We start from the raw sequence: 24,482 nt of genomic DNA, 5'->3' as shown, positions 1-24,482 counted from the left end.
GGTAAAATTATGTTTTTGTCTAAAAAAATACAGCCAAAGAAGAGGGCTCGACTATTTAACGAACAACAAACGCACAAGATATAAACAACTTAATAACAAGGCAGGGCCTTTACAGATCACTTTTTTACTAAGGAAATAGTGAAAAGGCTTAAATAGCCTGTAAAGGGGCAGATAGTTAGTAAAAATCTGATCTATGGATGCGAATTGAGCAAATTTTAAGATATTTAGATCAGTATTTTACTAACAAAATAGGGTAAGAGATCACGCTTTTACTAACAATAAAAGCGTGACAGATCGCTATTTTACTAACTAATTAAAGCTATTTAATAACTTAGTAAGCTGCTCTAAACGCTTGTCAGTCATCACTTTATTATCGATTTTTACCGATAAATCACCGCTTTTAATGTTTCGCTGTACGGTCACAAATTCACTTTCTATGAGTGATTCACGACGGCTTGGCGTAGCGGGTTCGACTGTTAAGTACTTAGTAATGGCTAGCGCACGCTTATCATCACTGCTTATGGCGTTTATTTCGCTGTCAGTGCTGATTTCACTTACAAGGCGAGTGAATGCCTGCTCGTCACGCTCTTTCGCCGCAATAAGCTTTTTAGCCACTTCTCGGCCAACATGATTCGCTGTTGGGTAGAGGCTCAGTACAGAAGCGGGTAAATTTTCATAGGCTTTAATGGCATCCGCTATTGCTGTATGTGATACCCCTTCAATTGCTGCAATCTCACGGTACGAGCCCTTTTTGCCTTCTGCAATTAATTCATCACGGGTTTGCTGATAAGCTTGTCCAAGCTCCCACAGACTGGGGGCAATGTATTGATCAGAAGAGACTGCAAGTATTTTTGCATCTTGTTCTGTGAAATCTTCTGAACTTAGCACTAAATAGTCCGAACCACTTAAAATACACGCTTTGCGACGACGTGAGCCGGCTAAAACAAGCATTTCAGTGCCTTTATCCCAGCAAAGGGCAGGGTGTTGGTTTCGTCCGTCTTCAGCGATAGCCGGCAAAATATCAGCCACCGATTTTTCATTCAATAACGACTGAACTCGACGGTTCTTGCCATACACTTTAGTTTTAGATTCGATTTCAGAACTTGGAATGACTTTACATACCAGGGTAATTTGGCGCGTAGGATCACTTGGCGCGGGCATGCTAATAACATCGCCAGCATTGGCTTGTTCAAGTAAAGCATCTAGACTGCTGCTTTCAATTGACGTTGAAAAAGGATCTAAGCTGGTATCATTTTTACGTTTTTTAGCCATCTTAATCATTTACCTTACTTAGCTGTATTCAATTTTGATTGGGTTGATTGCCAGTTAGAACGAATCAACATTTCAAGCTCATCAACCACATCTTTAATATTCTCTTGAGCACGTAGTAATGATTCTCTACTTGCGAGACTGTCAGACGTTTTTTGGTCAAATATGGTATTAAAAGACGATGAACTCGCCGTGATAGCGGAGCTATGGTTTATTGGGTAACTCATAACTTGACGTCCAAAGGCACTGCGCACGTCTTTAACAATATCGCGTTGTGAATGATTGCCTTTCACGTAATTTGTAACGAGGAACTGCATAAAATCCCATCCTTGATGCCCTAAAGCAGCAACCGTGTGATAGATCTCGCCTAAACGTTTTAAGTATTTATTGTTTGCATCAAAATCAACAGCTTCAGGATGAACAGGAATAAGCATCGATGTTGAAGCCATTAAAGCGTTATAAAACATAAAGTTAAGTGATGGAGCTGTATCGATTAAAATAATATCAAATTGATCTTTTACAGGCTCAATCACTTTTTCTAATAATTTATGATAGTGACGTGTTTTATCGTAACTTGAACTATCTTTTAACAGTGTGGCTGTTTCATGTTCAAAATAAAAATCATCCATACCAGAAGGTAAAATACGAATATTGGGAATGTGAGTCGGTAAAAATGAATTAGTAACAAGTTCGTCCCACGTTTCATTTTCTTCAAGCTCAATGCAATCACGCATTAAGTCACCCACAGTAATTGGATCTGGTTCACTTGGCGGGAAGAAACTCGATGATGAGCCTTGTGGATCTAAGTCAATAATACCAATTCGATACCGTTTAATATTGGTTGTAGCGAGGGCCGCTGCAATATTAACCATGCTGGTTGTTTTACCACAGCCACCTTTCAAAGAGTTAATGACAATAACTTGTAGTTTGTCATCTGTTGTGCGGTGATCTGGCTTGATATCCATGATATCTGCCATAGCGAAAATATTGACTAGCGTATAGGCATAATGTCCATTTGCACCTCGTTTGATGTTTAATTCATCAAAGTCACCATTATCATGACGTCGCTTTAACGTTCTGTTATTACAGCCTAAAAGATCTGCTGCGGCTTTTTGAGTATAGGTGCGAAGTTCTTTTTCTTCCGATTTAAGATGAGCACGATAATGTTGGATACGTCCTTCTAGCGATTTTTCAGCAACTTCAGCTGTTGCTTTTAATAACCGGTAAGTGGCTAGCGCATTATTATTAATAGACATACTTTCTTCCTCAAAGTTATGCTTTAAGTATAATGTCCATTCAAATTGCTGTAAACAACTATTTTGTACGACATGCCTTTTATTAATAAGACATTTAAGAAAAATTTGTAATCTAATTGAAGCTAAGTATAAATAAGTAAGATTAGAATTGGTTAAAGATATAGGTATATAAGGTTAACGTGCTAAAATAGCAATCTATATTACTGATTAACCAGAATATTATCAAAAAAAGCAGATCATGTTTTTACTTGGTTAAGATCAGATCTCTTATAACTCGCAGATCAGCTTAATACTAACTAAAAAACCAGCTGCTTAGTTATGCACAGGTTAGTCACTAGTTTATGCACATTTTTACTGCTGTAGATCACGATTTTACTAACTAAATTAGAGAGTTATGCACTGAAGCAAAATCAGAATAGTGCATTTTGTTAGTATAGATCTGATCTATAGTTGGTACAGATCAGATCTATGCTAACTCAGTAAGCATTTATCCACATGCTTTTGTAAAAATGGGTTTATGTGTCGTGTTTTTTGACCTGAAAATGAATTTTAACATGACATAATATTCACTGAGTTAGTAAAATTTTGACCCATACACTATAACTTAGTAAAAATCTGATCTGAAAAGTTCTAGAATTAATCTAGTTAGTATAAAACTGATCTCAAGAAAATATTTCAGATCGGATCAAGTTTATACTAACTTAAACATTTAACTTTTTAAGTTTTATGTGTTGTTATTAACTGTCGAAGAAAAATTGGAAATAAGAACAATGAGCCGAAAGGTCAACATCTCAGTGGATAACCTTCCCGATACATTACGCGGGCAAATCCATGGGGTGGAAAGTGCAATCGATAATGAAAGTCTTGCACTGTTTACAGACAACAAAGATGTGCGCGTTTCAATTGAAAATGCAGCACATGGTTTGAGAGCTTACTCAAATACCTTTAATCATTATGATTTGTGGGGACGTTTTGTTCGTTCAGGTCATAAAAAGCTTCCGGTTGAAGAAGCACCAAAAAAGACAATTGTTACAAGAAGAATTTCAGAAAAAGTTGATGGGATTCTCTATGATGGCGAAATTAAAATTACCCCAGCAGTTGTCAGCACACGAAAAGATGGTGAAGACATTGAATATTTAGTATGGCCATCCGATCGTGAAGAAAAAGTTGAACGTGCATTAATACGTTTGGCCTCTAAAGGTAAAATTGTAAAAATTAATTTTAAATCGGGTATTCAATACGCGGTTGTTTTTTCAATGAATGAGTTGGCACAAGAATTAAAAGCGGTTGGTCAATCAATGCCGTATCCGCAGATTAAAGAATCGCTTGAAGCTCTTCAAGGTTCTAAGTTGTCATTTAAATATTCTGCAACTGACACGCGCAACTCTGATATTGATGATTCATTTTACGAGTCGAACATGAACTTTTTATCGTCGCTTCACTTTAGCGGTAAAAAAGGACAAGGCGGTAATGTAAAATGTGTGGCATGTTTAAATGCGTTTGTTCATAACATGATCGATAACCTTGAGTACAAAGGCTATTATTTTAATAGTGCTCAAGAACTGAAGCGCGGCTTATCTCGCTGGATGATGTTACGTTTGTATCATCTTTGGCGTTATGCTGCGCCAGGTAAGACATATCATTTTAGATTGTTATCAATCATGGAAAAGTACGGCTCAATTTATTCGACAGATGAAATTACTGAGAATAAATTAAAAGCGTTACGTCGTGATATGACCACAACGATGAAAGATTTAATAGAAAAAGGCGCGATATCAGAATACAACATCACAAATGTGAAAGATGATAAAACGGGTAATATTATTGATTACACTTACGAAATGCATCCGTCTGATCAATTTTGTGATGAAATTTTAGCGCTCAATAAACACAATAAACGAATTGAAATTCAAGGCGGTAAACGTATCGTTGAGAATGCTGTGTTAATTGATGAAGATAAAATAGAAGAAATAGTCGAAGATTAAATTTATATTTCTTATCTCCAATACTGTTACATGTTAAAGGCCACTAAAGTGGCCTTTTTAACATAATCAATCTGTTACTTGTTCCAAATAAAGTCGATCTACTAAAAAGTCATATTCTTTTTTACGGGGATGACTCTCAGGTTTTTGATAATCATTTAGTGCTCCAAGTTTTACATCCGGTTCTGGATTTATAAGAATGAATGGTAATGCGGCACTCACATGATATCGGTTTTGAGCAGTGTATCGCACATTAACTTGTGGACTAACACGGGTAGGTCTTCGAATTCTTAATTTATCTTTATCATTTAAACTCGCAACACGGCTTTGTTCTTGTGCAACAAGAGATTGCCAAGTATGTTGATCTATCATTCTAGGGTTAGAGTAACTCGCCGATTTATCAAGCATGGCCAATGCCATTTTTTTGGATAAAGTTTTAGTTGCATGTTTGTGCATCCATGTGAACCTGACCGAGTAGGGTGATTCAGTTTCAAAATGAATTTTACGATATGCTGCAAGCGTAATTAAATTTGGTACAGCGTTATGCACTGCTTCAAATCGAGCATCATTATTATCGATAGCGAGTATACAGTTTTTAAAGTCAGCTTTTGCTTTATTCAATTGTTGAATGCGGGCTGTAAGTTGATTTTTATCAACATCATGAAGTACCAATAACCCAGGATGACGTTTTAAAACTCGACTACTAATCCCTGGTTTTTTATAAAGGTCTAAATACGAGTTAATAATTAATTTGTGCGCTTCATCACCTTCGAACTTTTTGACAGGAATCAGTGAGGGTATTTTTTTCTCATCGTTAATATCCGTTTCTGGTAATTGATAATAAAACGCTTTTTTAAAACCAACTTGTTTTAGATCATCGCAAAATAATTGGGTTAATTCGCTGACTAAATCAAATTGACTACGAATTTCTAATTTAGAAGTCATAAGAACACATCTTACTCTAACATGAGTTAATATTACTTTAGCATCTTTGATATTAAAAGGACTAATACTCCTTAATCGCTGACCTTACATTTATTTTAAATTAAGTATGATGTGTTCTTTATTATATCCATAGCATGCTTTTTTAATATTTCAATCTGCTGTTTATTTTTATCTAAATGCAGTGTAAAGCTGAGGTTACACTGTGCCTTGTTAAAGGTAAGATGTGTTCTTTATTTTATTGCTCAATCATATTATGCAAATCTAACTTAAGCTTTTGTTTTAATTGGCTATGATATAGTTGATGTCCAATCAATCAATGCTTTGGTTTATCAAATAACTAAATAATTGAAAATAGGTGAATATAGTCCTTGAACTTACCCTGTGCATTAAGTTAGTTTTCATTAACGGTCTATGTTAGGAATGAGGAAAGAACATGCAATCGTGGAACCCAGATAGCTGGAGAAACCTGCCGATACTTCAGCAGCCAGAGTACCCAGATAAAGAAGCCCTTAAACAAGTTGAAGGGCAATTAAAAAGCGCACCGCCTTTAGTGTTTGCCGAAGAAACGCGTAGCTTATTTAAACAATTAGAAGATGTATGTGAAGGACGTGCCTTTTTACTTCAAGGTGGTGATTGTGCTGAATCATTCAGTGATTTTAATGCCGCCAATATTCGCGATACATTTAAAACTCTATTACAGATGGCTGTTGTCTTAACCTATGGCGGTAAATGCCCTGTTGTTAAGATTGCACGCATGGCAGGTCAATACGCAAAGCCACGTTCGTCAGATTACGAAACCATTGATGGGGTTTCATTACCTTCATATCGTGGTGATATTGTAAATAATTTTGAATTCACCGAACAAGCACGAATACCCGATCCACAACGTTTAATGACTGCTTATCACCACAGTGCGGCTACGTTAAACTTATTACGAGCATTTGCACAAGGTGGCCTTGCTGATTTGCATCAGGTAAATCGTTGGAATATGGGCTTTGTTGCTGCAAATCCATTAAAAGAGAAGTACCAACAACTTGCAGATCGCATTCAAGATGCGCTTGAGTTTATGGAAGTGTGTGGTATTGACTCTACGGTTGCACCAAGTTTAAAAGAAACAGATTTATTTACATCGCACGAGGCGCTATTACTTGGCTACGAAGAAGCACTAACACGTCGAGACCATTTATCAGGTGATTGGTATGACTGTTCTGCGCACTTTGTGTGGATTGGTGAACGAACTCGTCAATTAGATCATGCTCATATCGAGTTCTTTAAAGGTATTAAGAACCCAATCGGTGTAAAAGTAGGTCCTGGCATGGACCCTGACGAGTTGATTAAGTTAATAGATGCAATTAACCCAGATAATATCCCTGGTCGCTTAACGTTAATTACACGTATGGGTGCAGACATTCTACCAGAAAAACTGCCAGCGCTTGTTCGTAAAGTACAGCAAGAAGGACGCAAGGTTATCTGGAGCTCAGACCCGATGCACGGTAATACTGAAAAAGCGAGCTCAGGATATAAAACACGAAGCTTTAATAATATACTTCGTGAAATTAGCCAGTTCTTTGCAGTCCATAAAGCCGAAGGCTCATACCCTGGTGGTGTTCACCTTGAGATGACCGGCCAACATGTAACTGAATGTACAGGTGGGGCATATGGGCTGTCAGATGAAGATTTAGCTCAACGTTACCGCACGCAGTGTGACCCACGTTTAAATGCAGATCAGGTATTAGAGTTAGGCTTCCTTGTTGCAGACTTATTAAAGGATGCGCGCAAGTAATCTCGCTTTACTTATTAAGTATTAAAAGGCTGCATAGTGCAGCCTTTTTTATGTCCGATACTAATTATGAACAAAAGTTGGTTAGTACTTACGACGCTCAAGCCCTGTATCAGATATAATTTTGGCTGATATTTCTTCAACAGAGTGATGTGTAGAATTCAAATATTGAATTTTTTGCTTTTTATAAAGCATTTCAACTTCGCGGACTTCGATTCGACATTGTTTTAATGATGCATATTTTGAGTTCGCCATGCGTCGCTGTCGTATATCGGCAAGTCTGACAGGGTCGATTGTTAAACCAAATAGTTTATGTTTATACGACTTCAAACATTCAGGTAGGCTGCCACGCTCTAGGTCATCTTCAGTCAATGGATAGTTTGCTGCTTTTATTCCATATTGTAATGCTAAATAGAGGCTAGTAGGGGTTTTACCACTGCGACTTACGCCCACCAAAATGATATCAGCTTCAGCATAGTTTTTTATATTAGCGCCATCATCGTTTGTTAGCGCGTAGTTAACGGCATCAATTCTAAAATCGTAGCTTTTTTCATGCATAGAGTGTGTACGGTGAACTTTAGGCACAGGCGCAACTTTGAGCTCTTTTGCTATTTGGTCACTGTACTGAGATAAGAAATCGTAACACACCGCACACGAAGATTTAATAATTTCACTTAGCTCATGATTCACAAAAGTGAAAAATACCAAAGGCTGTTCGCCGTCGCGCTGGGCTGTTGAGTTGATTAAATTTTTAACTTCGTTGGCTTTTTTTTCTGTCTCAACGAATGGAATTGTTTTGTGATTAAAATCGACAGGGAACATCGACAATGTAGCATGGCCAAACACTTCAGAGGTGATAGCTGTTCCGTCAGAAATATAGAATGCAGTTCTCATAATTAACCTTTTTATTACCTTTATCTGCAAAATAGGGGCTTCACGGTTTACGTGAGGTCTGTTGCCAGTGTAGAATGATGGCGACCTTTTTAGAAGGTTTTCTTTCTTAACTCTCACAGTTAGTACTACAATTTGTTTTATGGAGAAAGATCCGTGCAAGAATACGTTCTCTGGTATCAAGAGCTTGGTATGCAAGATGTTCCACGTGTTGGCGGTAAAAATGCCTCACTGGGTGAAATGATCTCAAACCTAGCTAACGCTGGTGTACAAGTGCCAGGTGGTTTCGCTACAACTGCCGATGCATTTAACGAGTTCCTTGAGCAATCAGGGCTAAACTCAAAAATCCACGATATTTTAGACACATTGGATGTGGATGATGTAAATACACTCGCTAAAGTCGGTGCCGAAATCCGCCAATGGATTATCGACACACCATTCCAACCTAACCTAGACCAAGCCATCCGCGACGCATATAGCCAATTACATGGCGACGCATCTCAAGATGTATCATTTGCAGTTCGCTCATCTGCTACAGCAGAAGACATGCCAGACGCTTCATTCGCAGGACAACAAGAAACGTTTTTAAACGTACGTGGTATTGATTCAGTTATGACTGCAATCAAACACGTGTTTGCCTCATTATTCAATGACCGCGCTATCTCTTACCGAGTTCACCAAGGCTATGATCACCGTGGTGTTGCTTTATCGGCTGGTATTCAACGCATGGTACGTTCAGACAAAGCATCGTCAGGTGTTATGTTCAGTATCGATACTGAATCTGGTTTCGAAGACGTTGTGTTTGTCACATCAAGCTACGGTCTTGGTGAAATGGTTGTACAGGGTGCAGTAAACCCAGATGAATTTTATGTACATAAACCAACGCTTGCGAGCGGCAAGCCTGCAGTAGTTCGTCGTAACATCGGTTCAAAAGCAATCCAAATGATTTACTCAAGTGATGAATCACATGGTAAGCAAGTTGAAATCGTAGATGTAGATACTGCATTATCAAACAAATTCTCAATCACAGATGCCGAAGTTCAAGAACTGGCTAAGCAAGCTGTGATCATCGAAAAACATTACGGTCGTCCAATGGACATCGAATGGGCTAAAGATGGCAACGACGGTAAGCTTTACATTGTTCAAGCACGTCCAGAAACCGTTCGCTCAAATGAAGATGCCAACGTAATGGAACGTTTCCAATTAAATGGCTCGAGCAATGTTGTTGTCGAAGGGCGTGCTATTGGTCACAAAATTGGTGCTGGTACGGTACGAGTTCTTAACTCTATAGACGAGATGGACAAAGTACAGCAAGGCGATATCCTTGTTACCGATATGACCGACCCAGATTGGGAACCAATCATGAAACGTGCAGCGGCGATTGTTACCAATCGTGGTGGCCGTACATGTCACGCAGCTATTATTGCTCGTGAACTAGGTATACCTGCTGTTGTGGGTTGTGGCAACGCAACTGATTTAATTAAAGCAGGCCAAGATGTAACCGTTTCGTGTGCTGAAGGTGATACAGGTTATATCTACGAAGGCATTCTAGATTACGAAGTACTTACTTCGCGCGTTGATGAAATGCCAGAACTACCAATGAAAATTATGATGAACGTTGGTAACCCAGACCGTGCTTTCGATTTTGCCCGTTTACCTCATGCAGGTGTTGGCCTTGCACGTGTTGAGTTCGTTATCAACCGTATGATCGGTGTTCACCCTAAAGCACTATTAAACTTTGATGCGCAATCAGATGAGTTAAAAGCAGAAATTTCAGACATGATGGCTGGCTATGAGTCACCGGTTGAGTTCTACATTTCTAAGCTTGTTGAAGGTATTGCGACATTAGGGTGTGCGTTTGCACCAGAGCGTGTCATTGTTCGTATGTCTGATTTCAAATCAAACGAATACGCAAACCTAGTTGGGGGCCAGCAATATGAGCCGGAAGAAGAAAACCCAATGATTGGTTTCCGCGGTGCTGCTCGCTACATTTCTGAAGATTTCCGTGATTGTTTCGCGCTAGAGTGTGAAGCAATTAAACGCGTTCGCAACGAAATGGGTATGACGAACATCGAAATCATGATTCCATTCGTACGTACCCTTGAAGAAGGTAAGCGTGTTATCGAACTTCTTGAAGAACATGGCTTAAAACGTGGCGAAAATGGTCTTAAAGTGATCATGATGTGTGAATTACCATCAAATGCGCTATTAGCTGAAGAGTTCTTAGAATACTTCGATGGTTTCTCTATTGGCTCAAACGATTTGACTCAGCTAACACTTGGTCTTGACCGTGACTCAGGTTTAATTGCACATCTTTTTGATGAGCGTAATCCTGCGATTAAAAAGCTGCTTTCAATGGCAATCCAAACTGCAAAAGCAAAAGGCAAATACGTAGGTATTTGTGGTCAAGGTCCATCAGATCATGAAGATTTTGCAGCATGGCTAGTTGAGCAAGGGATTGATTCTGTATCTCTTAATCCAGATACAGTATTAGAAACTTGGTTATACTTAGCTAAAAAGCTAGCAGACTAACTAGTGTTTATTAAAAAAATGCCAGCGATTATGCTGGCATTTTTGTTTACTCAATTAGAAAGTATCACGATGCACTTAAGTGTTATCGTAGATTGGCAATTATCTCGCTAGTTTTTTATCTAAATAAGCACATGATTTAGTGAGTGCTTTTTGACAATAAACCAAATAGCGACGTGCCAGTGGGTAATAAAACGAAAAGCACAGTAATCCCACTATAAAAAATAGTAATGATGGGCCGGGCACAATGACAAATATCAACCCAAGTAGCATACTTAAAATACCTAAGCTTACTAATAAAATCTTTTTCATATCCCTTACTCATTTGATGCTTTAATAAACAGTATAAAAGTATTGAGACTTAAATCGATTAAAAGAGTGTTACAAACTGTAAAATCTTCAATTTAACTTAGCTATTAGCATGATATAATTTACGAAATGCCTTAATTTATCACCGTCATGATAGCAACAATAAGTCAACAACAAGTCGCTTCTGAGTTAGTCGCTAACTACCTAGAAACTATTGTAAAACAAGGTTTTTCGGGTGACACAGACGCAAGTTATTCTACGCGATTAAGCTTATCGACCGATAACAGTGTTTATCAGCAAGTACCGCAAGGAGTTATTTTTCCAAAAACGGCGAAAGATATTCAACTTGCAATGCAAATCGCCTCTCGAGATCCATTTCTGTCACTGACTTTTGGTCCTCGCGGCGGTGGCACAGGGACAAATGGTCAGTCTCTTACTCCTGGTATCGTCGTTGATTTATCTCGCTACATGCGTGAAATATTAGAAATAAATGTTGAGGAAAACTGGGTAAGAGTGCAAACAGGTGTCATTAAAGATCAGCTTAATGACTTTTTACGCCCTTATGGATTTTTCTTCGCACCTGATTTATCAACCAGTAACCGAGCAACAATTGGTGGGATGATAAATACCGATGCATCAGGGCAGGGCTCGCTTGTCTACGGTAAAACCAGTGATCATGTTTTAGGTCTGACAACATACCTAATCGATGGAACTGAAATGTCTACCTCACCCATGCCTATCGAAAAAGCACAGTTAGTTTCTGAGCAAAACTCAACAGTCGGCAAGTTGTATAAAACGGTAATGGATATTGGACTCAATAATCGTGAGGCAATTTTGCAAAAATTCCCACGATTAAATCGTTTTTTAACCGGTTATGACTTAGAACATATTTTTTCTGACGACTTACAAACTTTTGATATGAGTCGTTTAATTACGGGATCTGAAGGTTCTTTAGGTATAGTTACCGAAGCCAAACTTAATATTACCCCAATTGCTGAGTTTAAAACCTTAATCAATATTAAATACGATAGTTTTGATTCAGCATTGCGTCATTCACCTTTTTTGGTCGCCGCAAATGCAACGTCTGTTGAAACAGTCGACAGTAAAGTGCTTAACTTGGCACGGGAAGATATCATTTGGCATTCAGTATCGGACTTAATAACCGATGTTGATAATAAAGATATGCAAGGCCTCAACATGGTTGAGTTTAATGCTGTATCACCGGATGATATTAAAGAAAAAGTAGACACGCTATGTAGATTGTTAGATGACTGCGTTAAAAACGAAACGCATGGTGTGATCGGTTATCAACTTACAAATGATAAAGCCGATATTCTAAAAATTTATGCCATGCGTAAAAAGTCTGTTGGTTTACTAGGCAATGTTAAAGGTAGTCAAAAGCCGCTCGCATTTGCTGAAGATACTGCCGTACCTCCAGAAAATTTGGCAGATTTTATTGTTGAGTTTCGTCAACTTCTTGATAGTCACCATCTTCAGTATGGTATGTTTGGCCACGTTGATGCGGGTGTTTTACATGTGCGTCCAGCCCTAGATATGTGTGATCCTGAGCAAGAAAAATTACTTCGCCATATTTCAGATGAAGTTGTAAAACTTACCGCTAAATATGGTGGTTTAATGTGGGGCGAGCACGGTAAAGGTTATCGTAGTGAGTATGGACCAGAATTTTTTGGTGAGCATTTATTTACTCAACTACGAAAAATTAAATCAGCTTTCGATCCAGACAATCGCATTAATCCCGGTAAAATATGTACACCGCTTGAAAGTAAAGACTCCCTCGTTTCTGTTGATGATCAAAAGCGAGCTTGGTTTGATAAAGAAATTTCTATTGACGTTAAAACAGAATTTAATAACGCCATGACTTGTAATGGTAATGGCCTTTGTTTTAACTATGATCAAAATTCTCCAATGTGCCCTTCGTATAAAGTAACGGGTGACAGACGCTACTCACCTAAAGGACGTGCAGGTTTAATGCGCGAATGGTTGCGTCTTCAAGAATCAGAAAATATTGATTTAATACATGTTGAAAAAGAACTTATCAATGGAGAAGTAATCACGTGGTGGGAACGTTTTCAGCATAGCCGAAATAAGAAAAAAGGCGTTTATGATTTTTCGCATGAAGTGAAAGAGTCAATGGACGAATGTTTAGCATGCAAAGCATGTACAACAGCCTGTCCTATAAAAGTAGATGTGCCAACATTTAGATCGCAGTTTTTAAATTTCTATCACAGTTACTACGCGCGGCCATTAAAAGATTATTTAGTGGCAGGTATCGAACAGACGGCACCTGTCATGGCTAAATTTGCGAAGGTAGTGAATCCAATTGTAAATACAAAACTGGTTTCTAGTTTAATAAAAAATACAATTGGCTATGTAGATACACCAACGTTAAGTGTTCCTCAACTTTCGAAACGCGTAAACAAAAATGACATGTTCAATTTTGAATTACTTAAATCACTTACCAGTGATGAACAAGCTGAGTATGTTCTTATTGTTCAAGATCCATTTACCAGTTTTTACGAAGCTGAATTGGTTGAGAGTTTTATAAAAGTAATAAAAGCGCTGGGTAAAAAACCAATGCTGTTACCCTTTAAACCAAATGGAAAAGCCCAGCACGTAAAAGGTTTTTTAAATGAATTTAAAATTACAGCAAAAAATTCGGCTGAGTTTTTAAATTCACTTTCTGAAATAAACTCTCCATTGGTTGGTCTCGATGCGTCACTTGTTATGTGTTACCGCGATGAGTATGTATCAATACTAAAAGAAACGCGTGGTGATTTTAAAGTTGAACTTGCTCATGAGTGGTTACAAACACAAAACTTTAAAAACGTATCACTGTCGGCAAAAAGTGCTGTGCCATTTAAATTATTAAGCCACTGCACTGAAACGACAGCGATGCCAAATGCCTCAAAAGTTTGGCAAAATATTTTCTCTGATTTAGGTTTATCTTTGAGTACAACAAGTACAGGTTGTTGTGGTATGGCTGGCACTTATGGTCATGAAAAACAAAATCAAGAAAACTCACGCGCATTGTACGAAATGAGTTGGAAACCACTTATTGAAAATAGTGAACCCGAAACTATTTTGGCTACTGGATTTTCTTGCCGTAGCCAAGTAAAGCGTTACGAAAAATATAAACCAAGACATCCACTGCAATTAATAGCAGAACTGTTATAAAAAAGGCGCTTTAAGCGCCTTTTTATTTATAGCTATTCGCAATAGGCTTGGTACTCATGCCATGAATAAAAACACTGAAAAGAATTGTTGTTAACGTTACTGTCGCAATTTGTTCTTTGTTAGCAATTGTTGTATCCATAACCATTAGTGTAAATACAATTGACGCAAGACCTCTTGGTCCAAACCAGGCAAACGTCAATTTATCTTTTCTATTTAAGTCTGTGAAAAATAAAGAAAGTAATACAGGTATGATTCTAAATAAGGTCACGCTAAGTAATGCATAAAAAACAATAGGCCAAGTAATATCATTAATTATTAAATGTCCACAAACAAACCCAAACAAACACCAAATGAGTAATGCTATAAATTCTGCGATATGCTCCGAGTCTTTAACTAAAGTAAGACGAATTTTTCTTGGTGAAAAATAGTCAAACAATAACCCAGCGACAAATACGGCAATAAATCCACTACCATGAAAGTTTTGCGTTAACGAGAAGATCGCCATTACTAAACCAATCAATAAAAATGGACTACTATTGTTTGCAAAATAATGACGCGCCAAAGCAGCCTTAAGGAATGGAATAAATATCGCTGTTGCAACTGCGGCAACCAAAAACGCAACTCCCAATTCTCTAATAAAAACAACGAGAGTATCTGTTGTTGTCACAGCACTATCTGGATTCTGAACTAGCAATAATAAAACTAAAAATATTGGCACACATAATCCATCGTTTAAGCCACTTTCAGTATTGATCCCTTCTCGAATTTTTTCAGGAACCGACGAGCATTCTAAAATACCTTTGCTTAACGCCGCGTCCGTCGGAGTTAAAATAATTGCAATAAGTGCAGATTGAAATAGTGATAGCTCAGAAAATATAAATAAACCACCGGCAACCCCTGCAAGTAATGTGAGTGGTAATGCTACAAATAAAAGCAGGCTAGGGTACTGAAAACTATGCTGCAATACACTTAACTTTGATTTAGCTGCATCGGTAAATAAAAAAATACTTAGCGTTAACTCAACTAAAGGTAAAATTTCATTGAGTCCATTTTCACCAAGCTTAAATTCACTGGGTAATAAGTAAGACATTCCAATCCCGACCAATACAAAGAACATTGGTCCGGTGATTTCGGTGCGCTCAAGTTGGCGGATTGTCATTGAGTAAAATAGCAACGCACAACCAACAATGGCCAATATGGTGTATTCCATTATACTTTCCTTTTCATCCCTGACTTTGCTCTTTCTTTAATATTGGTTTGAATATAAATTTGATCTGTTGTGGCTATTTTTGCATGACCAAGATCTTCAGATAAATGTTTTAAAGGGCGAGTTTGTGCATCGTGTGTTGCACCCGTATGTCGAAGCCAATGTGCTGTGGCAGCTTCAAGTTGTTCTGCATCATCTTTAAAACCATCATCAAGTAATGATTTTTTCGCCAAGTCAAAACTTTGTTGAACTAAACGTCTAATTTGTCTAACCGTCATACCACCTTTACCACGAATTTTGTGAACTAAAGGTTCAGCTTCATCAACTCGGGGCAGGGCGGGTAACCCACGGTATAATCGGTAACGTTTTAGGTAAGTAATAAAATCCTCACTTAATGTTACATCCCGTAATTTATTGCCTTTACCCATGATACGTAAAAACCAGAACCCATCATTATCTTGCCAAAAATGTGACATTACCGGTGACCATTGCGGCCGCTCCGACAATTCAGAAATCCGTAGATACAATCCTTTTAAGCATGCAAGCGTAAATAAGTTTCGCTCAAGATCAGGTTGTTCATCACATAAATCACGCGTTACACCGAATACATATTCCCACTGAATATCACTTAATGTATCTGGAATTTTAATTTGAGATTGCACAACCAAATATGGGCTATTCTTTTTTACAACAGGTACAAAGTTAGCGAATGTTTTTTCTTCTAGAATGGCGAATTTATAAAATACATTTAATGCAGTAAACATTGCAGCTAACGTTTGTTGACTAGCAATATTTTCTCTTCCGATAAAAGGGCGCCAATTAGAATTTAATCGTCGAATACCTTGTTCATCTTTATATCGCCATTGAACTGAATTTGATAACCACGCTGATTCTGGCTCAACCATAAAATCAACATAAGCTTCAATATCTTCACGTTTTAGTTCAAAAACTGATTTTTCAGCTATTAGCCAAGACCATAAACAAAAACGTTCAAGTTCATTTCTAAATCGATTAAATGTCGCTTCGGATTTTCGACCATAAACATAAAGAAACTGATACAAAAAAGCCAAGTCATTTTTTGATTCAGCAACAGTCAATCCAACCTGGTGTATAAATGTATCAAGTTCTGGATATTCTGTTGCTAGAGTATCATCTTCTAGGTGGGCAATTTGGTAACGAAGTTGTTTTATAGTATCGACTAGAGCAACGAGCATAATGTATAAATATCTTGTAAAATAACTAGTTATAAGAGTAACACAAAGTCCGATACTGTCTAGTATTGGACTTAAGATATCCTTAAATTAACGAGTATTTTAATTACTATCTTGCCATACAATTATTCAAGGAATATGTATGAAAAAGTTTATTGCGATCAGTTTAATCATATTATCAACCGTTTTGTCGGGTTGTGCTACTACCGGCAGTGCCTCTCCGAGTGAAAAACGGGCGCTAGTCCAGAGTATGAAAACAAACACTCTAAACACATTATATGCAGAAAAACCTGATGTGAAACAACAAATTGCTAACTCAGCTGGCTATGCTGTTTTCGATAATGCCAATGTAAATGTAGTTTTGGCAAGTTTTGGCGGTGGCTACGGTGTTGTTAAAAACAACCTAACAGGTAAATCAACTTACATGAACATGGGCGAAGCAGGTTTAGGCCTCGGTTTAGGTGTTAAAGATTTCAATGTTGTTATGGTTTTTCATAATCAGGCTGCTGTAAACCGTTTCATCGAGCATGGATGGGCGTTTGGTGGCAACGCAGATGCAGCCGCTAAATATGAAGATAAAGGTGGCGCTTTAGTTGCCGAAGCGATAGCCGATCAAGTTACCGTATATTCTTTAACCGAAAATGGCTTGGCGCTTCAAGCGGTTCTTAAAGGCACTAAATTTTGGGTAGATTCTGAGCTAAATCAGTAAATAAAAACCCTTCTATAAGTGGGCTAATGAGTAACATAACGCCCACTTTTATTTATTGCACTATATTTAACATAACGTAATTTATGGGATGTAAATAATTGCTGTATCTTAATACACTAGCTTCTGCGAAATTTCAGATTTCTTTCTCAAATCCGAATATCACTTAAAATTATTGTATAACCTCCCTATCATAGTAAGCCATTTTAGTTAGGTGTGCGAAAGCTTTCGCTGACTATCAATACACTCATTTTTATGACAATACTAAAAGGAAGTCACGTGAGAAAATTATTGCTACTAATCATTATTGGATTGTTTGGTTGGGAATATTATGCAACAAATTATGGCGGCATTTCGCCAATAGACACATTACAGGGTGAAGTTATTGACCCCATTCGGACAAAGTATACTCGTAAACGTAACGGACCCTATTTAACAGATGAGAGCAAATTTATCTGTGATGGCAGGCAATACTGTAGTGAGATGACCTCGCTTGAAGAAGCACTTTTTTTTATTAAAAACTGCCCTAATACAGACATGGATGGAGACTATGATGGTGATCCATGTGAAAACGACACAAGACTCCGCCCCTAAATATAAAATCTAAACATGGCGCACATGCTTAGTATTAAAAAATAAACTATCCCAATACACTCTGAATTCAAGATAATTTATTTAGAGTGTTCTTTTTTCTTATAGTGAGTTCTCTTTTTTAGTCCCTTAAATAATTAAAAAGTATTTACCTTCAAAATACAAAAACAGAATTTTCCTAGTTATTTTTCACTGACTTAACGCTAAATTGATCTAAGACAACAGTCATTTTATGGGTACTGGTTAACATCTTTTTTATAAATAATGTTTAAACTTCAACCGATAAATTGATGAATTTTATTGATAGCTAACGACACACTTGGATGATTTCTACGTGATAAAAGCAAAAATAACTAACAACGAAGTGAAATTTTCTGAATCAGATATTCTCCTTTCGACAACCGATCTTAAAAGTCATATCACTTATGCGAATAAAGATTTCTGCAAAATCGCCGGTTATGATTTAGATGAAATGAAAGGCAAGCCACACAATCTTGTTCGCCACCCTGATATGCCAAAACTTGCTTTTGCTGACCTGTGGAAACATTTACAAAATGGTCAATCTTGGATGGGACCGGTTAAAAATCGCTGTAAAAATGGTGATTATTATTGGGTTAATGCGTTTGCGACTCCTATCAGAGATGAAAATAATCGAACAATTGAATATCAGTCAGTACGTACAAAACCAAATGATGATGTTGTAGCACGTGCCAGCAGTGAATATAAAAAAATCAATGATGGACAAAAATCTCGCGCGTTATCAAAAAAGTATGATGTAACTTTATTTATTAGCATCCTTTTAGCCGCGTGTTTTGTTACGGCTTTAGCCTCTGTTTTGATCAATGGCTTTGAAATATTGAATACGGTATTACTCATCGTTTTAGCTACTATAAATAGTCTGATGTTCTTTTGGCGTAGGCGCTACACACAGCTAATTAGTAAAGCAAAAGACATATACAATAATCCTTTAATGGCTTACTTATACTCAGGAACAAATGATGACATTGGCTATTTGAATTTAGCATTTGAAATGCAACAAGCAAAACTTAAAGCGATTGTCGGGCGTGTTAATGACGTAACAATGGGAGTGAATAATAATGCAATACAGTGCGCTGAAACTGGACACCATGTTACTGAACTATTAAGTAAACAAGCTGACGAAGTGTCACAAATTGTTATTGCGACGGAGCAAATGTCAGCGTCGATAAATGACTTATCATCGAGTACAACAGACACAAGCCAAGCAGCCGAAACGGCGATGAAATCAACAGAGCAAGGGTCACAAGCAGTACAACAAACGATTAATTCAATAAACGAGCTGGACAAAAAACTTCACTCAGCCAGCGAGCAAGTTGTGAATTTAGTGGAGGGTAATAAGCATATTGTCTCCATTTTATCGGAAATAAATGCCATAGCAGAACAAACGAATCTATTAGCATTAAACGCCGCGATTGAATCAGCACGTGCTGGTGAACAAGGCAGAGGTTTTGCTGTCGTTGCGGGTGAAGTACGCGCCCTCGCCTCGCGGACTCAGCAATCAACCGAAGAAATTAATACTGTTTTAAATCGTCTCACTGGGGCATCTAAAGAAGCGCAAAATGCGATGTCTGATGGCCTCAAGTTGTCTTCAGAAAGCGTAAGTCTTGCCCATAAAAGCGGCGAAAGTTTACAACATATCAACGCACAATCGGTTAAGTTAAGCGAACTTAATAGTATTATTTCACAAGCAATTAGTGACCAATTAGCAGCCAGTCAAGCAATTGCTGCCAATATATCAGCAGCACAAGATTTTGCGCATGAATGCACTTCGCTTGGTCATTCTGCCCAGCAATTGTGCGAAGGATTATTATCGAAAGTAACGGAGCAAACCGCACTCATTAATCAATTTAAGTAATTATGTTTATTTTAAAATCGTTATTATTACATAGCAGATGAAATGCCTCTGCTAATCGTTCGGTTTCGCTAAGAACATGTTGCCAATATTTAATACGCGTGTCGGCATCAAGTACTGTGAAGTCGGTTCTGTCTGGTATTTTATTGTAGGGTAATGACGCTATAAACTTTGCTGAAGGCGTAACCATCACCACATTATCGTAATTACGCGGTGTGATCCCTCTGCTTAGGTTTTTATCAAACCACCCTGCTTTTGGCTTATTATTAAAGTGCGGATAAAGTATTAACCCTTCATTGTGAATTGTTAAATCAAAATGGTAATCAATAATACCGCCATCTCGGTACATACCTTGCGGTGTGCCTGGTATATTTTTAATGCCTTGCATTACTAACGGAATTGAGCCTGATGCAAGTAAAGCATCGGCTAGATTAGCTTCTGTAAGCTCAACTGTTTGAGTATTAAAGGTATTATTGTCACTAAAGGATAGATTACTATTCGCAGGTTGAAACACAAAACGTTCATATTGTTTGCTCAACAACCGTCTATTTACTCTGTTAAATAGGTAACTTTTTGATAGCCCCATTAGCTGCATAACTTTGTTTTCTGAGGCCGTAAAACCATTTGATTTAGCAACAATAAAATGCGCCTTAAAAACGGGGTTATTAATAATTTCTTCAATACCGTTTTCAGCAAATACATAGTTCAGAAGCAATCGTGCTTTTTCTGTTATTTCAGTTGGCTTAGCTTTGTTAGAGGAATAGCGTGTTTCGGAGTACGATTTAGCTAAGCGTGATATTGCAGCCACAGGATCATTTTGCGCAAAACAGGCCGCACGAAAAGCGCCAGCACTTGAACCTACTAAATTTAAAGGTTGTGTTCTCTGTTTAAAAAACTCGCCGAATAGGTACTTATCTAGACCGAACAAAGTAAACCATTTAGGCCCACCACTCGCACCTAAAAATGTACTAAAAAGATCTGCAGAGAGTCCCTGCTCTCGTATTGTTTTTGCAGCGGTTGGCCCTGCGTAAATATCAATCATGTACTGCTTTTCTCATCATTTTTGTTTTTGACGCCAAATACCCAGCTCAGTGTGTCCTTGTACTTTAACATGTTCGGCGTTAAATACGGGGTCTTTTCCTTCGGCACGTTGCGTGTTGTAATCTTTGGTCACTGTCAATATAGTGGGTGTTAACCGTATGATAGCGATAACATTTACCACTGTCATCAACCCTAAAGCGATGTCGGCTAAATCCCATACTTGTTTAAGTGTTGCTGAGGCTCCCCAAATCATCATTGATAAATAAAGGCCGGTATACACTGTTCGCCCAAATTTATTGTCTAGTTTAAATAAATGAAGATTGCTTTCTGCGTAGGCGTAATTTGCAACAACTGAGGTAAATGCAAACAAGCAAATGGCCGCAGCTACAAAATAAATTCCACCAGCACCCATATGTGCTGTCATCGCAGATTGCGTTAGGCGAATGCCTTCCATTTCGCCAGTTATATCAATATCAGCGAGTAGTATGATCACCGCTGTGCAACTACACAGCACAATTGTGTCGAAAAACACACCAAGCATTTGAATATAACCTTGCGTTACAGGATGGTTAGGTATTGGCGATGCACAACCTGCGGCATGAGGCACACTGCCTGCACCGGCTTCGTTTGAATACAGTCCTCGTTGTATACCATTTTTAATTGCGGCGCCCATGGCCCCAGCGCCCGCTTCTTGTAAGCCAAATGCAGATAGTAAGATATCCTCAATCATTTCAGGTACCTTGCCTAGATTTAATAGGGTAATAGTCACCGCAGCCAGTACAAATAAAATGCCCATTACGGGCACTACACGCTCTGCAAATCGGGCGATTGCTTTAAAGCCACCCAAAATAATGCTTCCCGCTAAAAGTGTGATCACAATCCCTGAATACAGTGTGGGGATTTCAAAAGCGTAGTTCAGAGCATCTGTTATGGTATTAGTTTGCATCGCACTAAATGTGAAGCCGTAACCAAGGAATAAACAAAAAGCAAAACACACGGCAAGCCACCGACTCGCAAGGCCTTGTTCAATGTAATAAGCAGGCCCACCTCTAAAGTCGCCATTAGCGTCTCTTACTTTATATACTTGACCTAAAACACTTTCTGCAAAACCTGTTGCCATTCCCAGTATCGCGATAACCCACATCCAAAAGATAGCACCACTACCGCCTAACGATATTGCTACCGCAACACCGGCTAAATTACCCGTCCCTACTCGCGCAGATAACCCGGTGCACAATGCTTGAAACGAACTGATAGAATTTTTATCTGTGCTGCTGCTGGTTTTTAATAAACTGAACATATGGCGAAATTTAAGAAGCTGAATGGCTTTTAGCCGTACTGAAAACCAAATACCAGCAAACAGAAGAATATAGATGAGGAGCTGGCCTTCTCCCCACAATAGATTATTAATAGCACCGACAGCAGAATTGAACATGGTTAGCCTTTTATTGTTATTTTTTAGAATAACAAATCACTAAAAGTGAATAGTTAGCTAACCACTTTAACTTTATTTACAAATATCTCAAGTAAGTAATGTGTTTAATTGCAGTGCGTACCCTCTAAAAACTTACGGCCTGCTGCTAATCCTAATTTATGATCAAATCGCAAGTCAGAGTCTGTGCTCCCTAATAATTTACTGCGCAGTTTGTCGCCTGCGAATATTTGCGTAATACGCACATCGCTTGGGGGATTGGCTATAAAATCAAGTTCATCTTGATACGCTTGTTCATGTTGCAATAAATAATCGATTGTTTTTGGGCAATAGCCAGACACACTCACAAGTGACCTCAATTTAGTGACCCATTCAGATTGCACTTGAAAGTCTTTATCAACCGTTCTTATAACGACAATATCGTGAGCGCCTCGCTTATAAGCTTCTTTAACAGGCAGTGGTGCAGCTAAGCCGCCGTCTAAAAACACATTATTTGCTAAGTCAGTATTTGCACTTTGAATAATGGCATCATTAGCAGCTTTGGTCGTAAACCAAGGCGTTAAGTTAACCCCATCTCTATATAAGAATGGCAGTGCACTAGACGCTTTTAGTAATGCAAGCCACTGCGTGTCTTCACCTGTCGGTGTTAAGTAATAGGGCTTACGATCAATTGCATGAGTGGCTGTTATTAACAGCTCTCGTTGGCCTAAACTTTGTGTTGCTGTTTTGAAATCAAGGGCGCGGTTTACTTCTTTGGTTTTATCAAAATACCAATCAAGATCAACAATACTTTTGCCAATTAAGCCACGCCCCAGTTGAAAAAAACGTTTATGCCGCGACAGCCCTCTAATAAGGCGTTTTGCGTAACCCTTTTGTCTGGCTAGATAACTGGTTAAGTTTTGTGAACCTGCTGATGTGCCAATAAATAAATCGAATGGATCGTAGTTTTCTTCTAACCATGCATCTAATACACCTGCGGTAAAAATCCCTCGTTGCCCGCCCCCCTCAGCAATTAATGCTGTTTTTGTTTGTGGCTCGACGTTGGCAATTGTTTGAGATTTCACGGTGCACCTTCCTAGGGTTGTAGTTAATATTGACAGTGTATTGGGTTTATTTAAATCCTTAAAATAGAATAATTAAATCAGTTCAATTCAAAAAACCGTTTAATTATGAGAAAACAGACACACTGTGGTGCGTAATTAGCGTCATTACGCACCGTAACCGATTAACTCATTATGTTCGCAAGTATCGTCAGCGCGTGTTGTCTGTCGCTCAATTCGTACAGGTCGTTAGTAAAAATAAACTCATCAACCTGTAGCTCTTTTTTAATCATACTCAACTTATGCTTAACGCTCGCTTGACTACCTACAACAGCAAGCCCTAAAAAGCTTTCAACTTGCATTTTTTCTTGAGGTGACCACAGTCCATCCATACTTGCAATCGGCTCTTTTAACCACAATGCTTGACCGCGCATTAACGCTAATATTCGCTGCTTTGAAGTTGTAGCCAGAAACTGTGCTTGCTCATCAGTATCAGCAGCCACCACGGGTAACCCAAGCATCACATAAGGTTTATCTAATACGTCTGATGGTTGAAACTCGCGTCGGTACAACGCTATAGCATCATGAACAAATCGTGGCGCAAAGTGACCTGCAAATGCATATGGCAACCCTTTTTTCGCTGCTAATTGAGCGCTGTATAAGCTTGATCCTAACAACCAAATAGGAACATTTGTATTTTCACCGGGAATAGCCCTAACAGGTGAGTCACCTTTATAGGGGCCTAATAAACTTTGTAACTCGGTGACTTCGTCTGCAAAATGCTCAGCACGCTGCTCATCGCGTCGCAACGCGCGACTTGTAATGGGGTCGCTACCGGGTGCACGTCCTAAGCCTAAATCAATACGACCAGGATATAGACTTTCAAGCGTGCCAAATTGCTCAGCAACAACTAAAGGAGGGTGGTTAGGTAACATGACCCCGCCCGCACCGACACGGATACGCTGCGTTTTTCCTGCAACATGACCGATAAGTACTGATGTTGCTGCACATACGATGCCACGCATATTATGATGCTCAGCCATCCAAAAGCGATTAAAGCCTAGCTCATCGGCAGTTTGTGCATAGGCAACACTATTAGCAAGGGTTTGTGAAACTGTTTCGTTCTCTTTCATTGGGCTCAGTTCAAGCAATGAAAAAGGCATACCGCTTAATTCAGACATAAGCTCTCCATAATGGGGTTGATAAC

The 24,482-nt window shown here is 38.5% G+C and carries 17 protein-coding genes and 1 pseudogene; 7 read left to right on the top strand and 11 right to left on the bottom strand.

Features of this window, described 5'->3' with window-relative positions; genetic code table 11:
* Positions 1-309: 309 nt before the first annotated feature.
* Entirely contained in the window at positions 310-1,272 is a 963-nt protein-coding gene (locus BWD47_RS03240) for a transcriptional regulator (RefSeq protein ID WP_036972625.1), read from the bottom strand.
* 14 nt (positions 1,273-1,286) lie between these two features.
* Positions 1,287-2,525, bottom strand: coding sequence for an AAA family ATPase (locus BWD47_RS03235; RefSeq protein WP_036972627.1), 1,239 nt, complete (start codon positions 2,523-2,525; stop codon positions 1,287-1,289).
* 770 nt (positions 2,526-3,295) lie between these two features.
* Between BWD47_RS03235 and BWD47_RS03230 the strand changes: the two genes are divergently transcribed.
* A complete protein-coding gene (locus BWD47_RS03230) occupies positions 3,296-4,510 on the top strand; it encodes a hypothetical protein (RefSeq protein ID WP_036972628.1) in 1,215 nt (404 codons plus the stop codon).
* A 66-nt stretch (positions 4,511-4,576) separates the two neighbouring features.
* Here BWD47_RS03230 and BWD47_RS03225 read toward each other — a convergent pair whose 3' ends face one another.
* A complete protein-coding gene (locus BWD47_RS03225; RefSeq protein ID WP_065979184.1) occupies positions 4,577-5,452 on the bottom strand; it encodes a DNA replication terminus site-binding protein in 876 nt (291 codons plus the stop codon).
* A gap of 433 nt (positions 5,453-5,885) precedes the next feature.
* On the opposite strand from BWD47_RS03225, the gene BWD47_RS03220 reads away from it, so the two are divergent.
* Positions 5,886-7,235, top strand: coding sequence for a class II 3-deoxy-7-phosphoheptulonate synthase (locus BWD47_RS03220; protein ID WP_036972631.1), 1,350 nt, complete (start codon positions 5,886-5,888; stop codon positions 7,233-7,235).
* 81 nt (positions 7,236-7,316) lie between these two features.
* Here BWD47_RS03220 and BWD47_RS03215 read toward each other — a convergent pair whose 3' ends face one another.
* Complete coding sequence (locus BWD47_RS03215) at positions 7,317-8,126, bottom strand: pyruvate, water dikinase regulatory protein (protein ID WP_036972633.1); 810 nt, start codon at positions 8,124-8,126, stop codon at positions 7,317-7,319.
* 153 nt (positions 8,127-8,279) lie between these two features.
* On the opposite strand from BWD47_RS03215, the gene ppsA reads away from it, so the two are divergent.
* Entirely contained in the window at positions 8,280-10,655 is a 2,376-nt protein-coding gene (gene ppsA / locus BWD47_RS03210; protein ID WP_065979183.1) for a phosphoenolpyruvate synthase, read from the top strand.
* A 99-nt stretch (positions 10,656-10,754) separates the two neighbouring features.
* Here ppsA and BWD47_RS03205 read toward each other — a convergent pair whose 3' ends face one another.
* Positions 10,755-10,964, bottom strand: coding sequence for a PGPGW domain-containing protein (locus tag BWD47_RS03205; protein ID WP_036972636.1), 210 nt, complete (start codon positions 10,962-10,964; stop codon positions 10,755-10,757).
* Positions 10,965-11,111: 147 nt separating this feature from the next.
* Here BWD47_RS03205 and BWD47_RS03200 point away from each other — a divergent pair, with 147 nt between their 5' ends.
* Positions 11,112-14,156 carry an FAD-binding and (Fe-S)-binding domain-containing protein gene (locus tag BWD47_RS03200; protein ID WP_075593357.1) on the top strand — a complete coding sequence of 1,015 codons (3,045 nt, stop codon included), beginning with the start codon at positions 11,112-11,114 and terminating at the stop codon, positions 14,154-14,156.
* Positions 14,157-14,178: 22 nt separating this feature from the next.
* Here the strand turns inward: BWD47_RS03200 and BWD47_RS03195 are convergent, their stop codons facing one another.
* Both BWD47_RS03195 and BWD47_RS03190 read right to left on the bottom strand, forming a co-directional pair.
* Positions 14,179-15,366, bottom strand: a complete 1,188-nt coding sequence (locus tag BWD47_RS03195) for a sodium:proton antiporter (protein ID WP_075593356.1) — start codon at positions 15,364-15,366, stop codon at positions 14,179-14,181.
* Positions 15,366-16,577 carry a tyrosine-type recombinase/integrase gene (locus BWD47_RS03190; protein ID WP_075593355.1) on the bottom strand — a complete coding sequence of 404 codons (1,212 nt, stop codon included), beginning with the start codon at positions 16,575-16,577 and terminating at the stop codon, positions 15,366-15,368. Before BWD47_RS03190 ends, BWD47_RS03195 begins: the two co-directional genes overlap by 1 nt.
* A gap of 139 nt (positions 16,578-16,716) precedes the next feature.
* Between BWD47_RS03190 and BWD47_RS03185 the strand changes: the two genes are divergently transcribed.
* The 3 genes and pseudogenes from BWD47_RS03185 (at position 16,717) to BWD47_RS03175 (ending at position 19,765) form a co-directional block, all read left to right on the top strand.
* Complete coding sequence (locus BWD47_RS03185; RefSeq protein ID WP_036972643.1) at positions 16,717-17,283, top strand: YSC84-related protein; 567 nt, start codon at positions 16,717-16,719, stop codon at positions 17,281-17,283.
* A 447-nt stretch (positions 17,284-17,730) separates the two neighbouring features.
* Positions 17,731-17,874: pseudogene (locus BWD47_RS20355) on the top strand (excalibur calcium-binding domain-containing protein); the annotation flags it as partial.
* Positions 17,875-18,205: 331 nt separating this feature from the next.
* Positions 18,206-19,765 carry a PAS domain-containing methyl-accepting chemotaxis protein gene (locus tag BWD47_RS03175; protein ID WP_176714554.1) on the top strand — a complete coding sequence of 520 codons (1,560 nt, stop codon included), beginning with the start codon at positions 18,206-18,208 and terminating at the stop codon, positions 19,763-19,765.
* Here the strand turns inward: BWD47_RS03175 and BWD47_RS03170 are convergent.
* The 4 genes from BWD47_RS03170 to BWD47_RS03155 form a co-directional block, all read right to left on the bottom strand.
* Entirely contained in the window at positions 19,758-20,804 is a 1,047-nt protein-coding gene (locus BWD47_RS03170; RefSeq protein ID WP_065979178.1) for a patatin-like phospholipase family protein, read from the bottom strand. The two genes, BWD47_RS03175 and BWD47_RS03170, sit on opposite strands and share 8 nt — an antisense overlap.
* 15 nt (positions 20,805-20,819) lie before the next feature.
* Positions 20,820-22,238: a sodium:alanine symporter family protein gene (locus tag BWD47_RS03165; protein WP_075593354.1), complete on the bottom strand. Its 1,419-nt coding sequence runs from the start codon at positions 22,236-22,238 to the stop codon at positions 20,820-20,822.
* A 104-nt stretch (positions 22,239-22,342) separates the two neighbouring features.
* A complete protein-coding gene (locus BWD47_RS03160; protein ID WP_075593353.1) occupies positions 22,343-23,299 on the bottom strand; it encodes a patatin family protein in 957 nt (318 codons plus the stop codon).
* Between the two features lie 161 nt (positions 23,300-23,460).
* The gene (locus BWD47_RS03155) at positions 23,461-24,456 is read right to left on the bottom strand and encodes an LLM class flavin-dependent oxidoreductase (protein WP_036972660.1); all 996 of its coding nucleotides are present in this window, start codon (positions 24,454-24,456) and stop codon (positions 23,461-23,463) included.
* Positions 24,457-24,482: the final 26 nt, after the last annotated feature.

Source organism: Pseudoalteromonas sp. PAB 2.2 (genome assembly GCF_001938575.1).
GTDB classification, from domain to species: Bacteria; Pseudomonadota; Gammaproteobacteria; order Enterobacterales; family Alteromonadaceae; genus Pseudoalteromonas; species Pseudoalteromonas lipolytica.
This window is presented reverse-complemented; position numbering and strand designations above follow the sequence as displayed.

Coding starts and splice junctions, on each gene's coding strand:
- BWD47_RS03195 (WP_075593356.1), bottom strand. CDS start 15,366: ATGGAATACACCATATTGGCCATTGTTGGTTGTGCGTTGCTATTTTAC.
- BWD47_RS03235 (WP_036972627.1), bottom strand. CDS start 2,525: ATGTCTATTAATAATAATGCGCTAGCCACTTACCGGTTATTAAAAGCA.
- BWD47_RS03185 (WP_036972643.1), top strand. CDS start 16,717: ATGAAAAAGTTTATTGCGATCAGTTTAATCATATTATCAACCGTTTTG.
- BWD47_RS03230 (WP_036972628.1), top strand. CDS start 3,296: ATGAGCCGAAAGGTCAACATCTCAGTGGATAACCTTCCCGATACATTA.
- BWD47_RS03225 (WP_065979184.1), bottom strand. CDS start 5,452: ATGACTTCTAAATTAGAAATTCGTAGTCAATTTGATTTAGTCAGCGAA.
- BWD47_RS03165 (WP_075593354.1), bottom strand. CDS start 22,238: ATGTTCAATTCTGCTGTCGGTGCTATTAATAATCTATTGTGGGGAGAA.
- BWD47_RS03200 (WP_075593357.1), top strand. CDS start 11,112: ATGATAGCAACAATAAGTCAACAACAAGTCGCTTCTGAGTTAGTCGCT.
- BWD47_RS03170 (WP_065979178.1), bottom strand. CDS start 20,804: ATGATTGATATTTACGCAGGGCCAACCGCTGCAAAAACAATACGAGAG.
- BWD47_RS03155 (WP_036972660.1), bottom strand. CDS start 24,456: ATGTCTGAATTAAGCGGTATGCCTTTTTCATTGCTTGAACTGAGCCCA.
- BWD47_RS03205 (WP_036972636.1), bottom strand. CDS start 10,964: ATGAAAAAGATTTTATTAGTAAGCTTAGGTATTTTAAGTATGCTACTT.
- BWD47_RS03240 (WP_036972625.1), bottom strand. CDS start 1,272: ATGGCTAAAAAACGTAAAAATGATACCAGCTTAGATCCTTTTTCAACG.
- BWD47_RS03215 (WP_036972633.1), bottom strand. CDS start 8,126: ATGAGAACTGCATTCTATATTTCTGACGGAACAGCTATCACCTCTGAA.
- BWD47_RS03190 (WP_075593355.1), bottom strand. CDS start 16,577: ATGCTCGTTGCTCTAGTCGATACTATAAAACAACTTCGTTACCAAATT.
- BWD47_RS03220 (WP_036972631.1), top strand. CDS start 5,886: ATGCAATCGTGGAACCCAGATAGCTGGAGAAACCTGCCGATACTTCAG.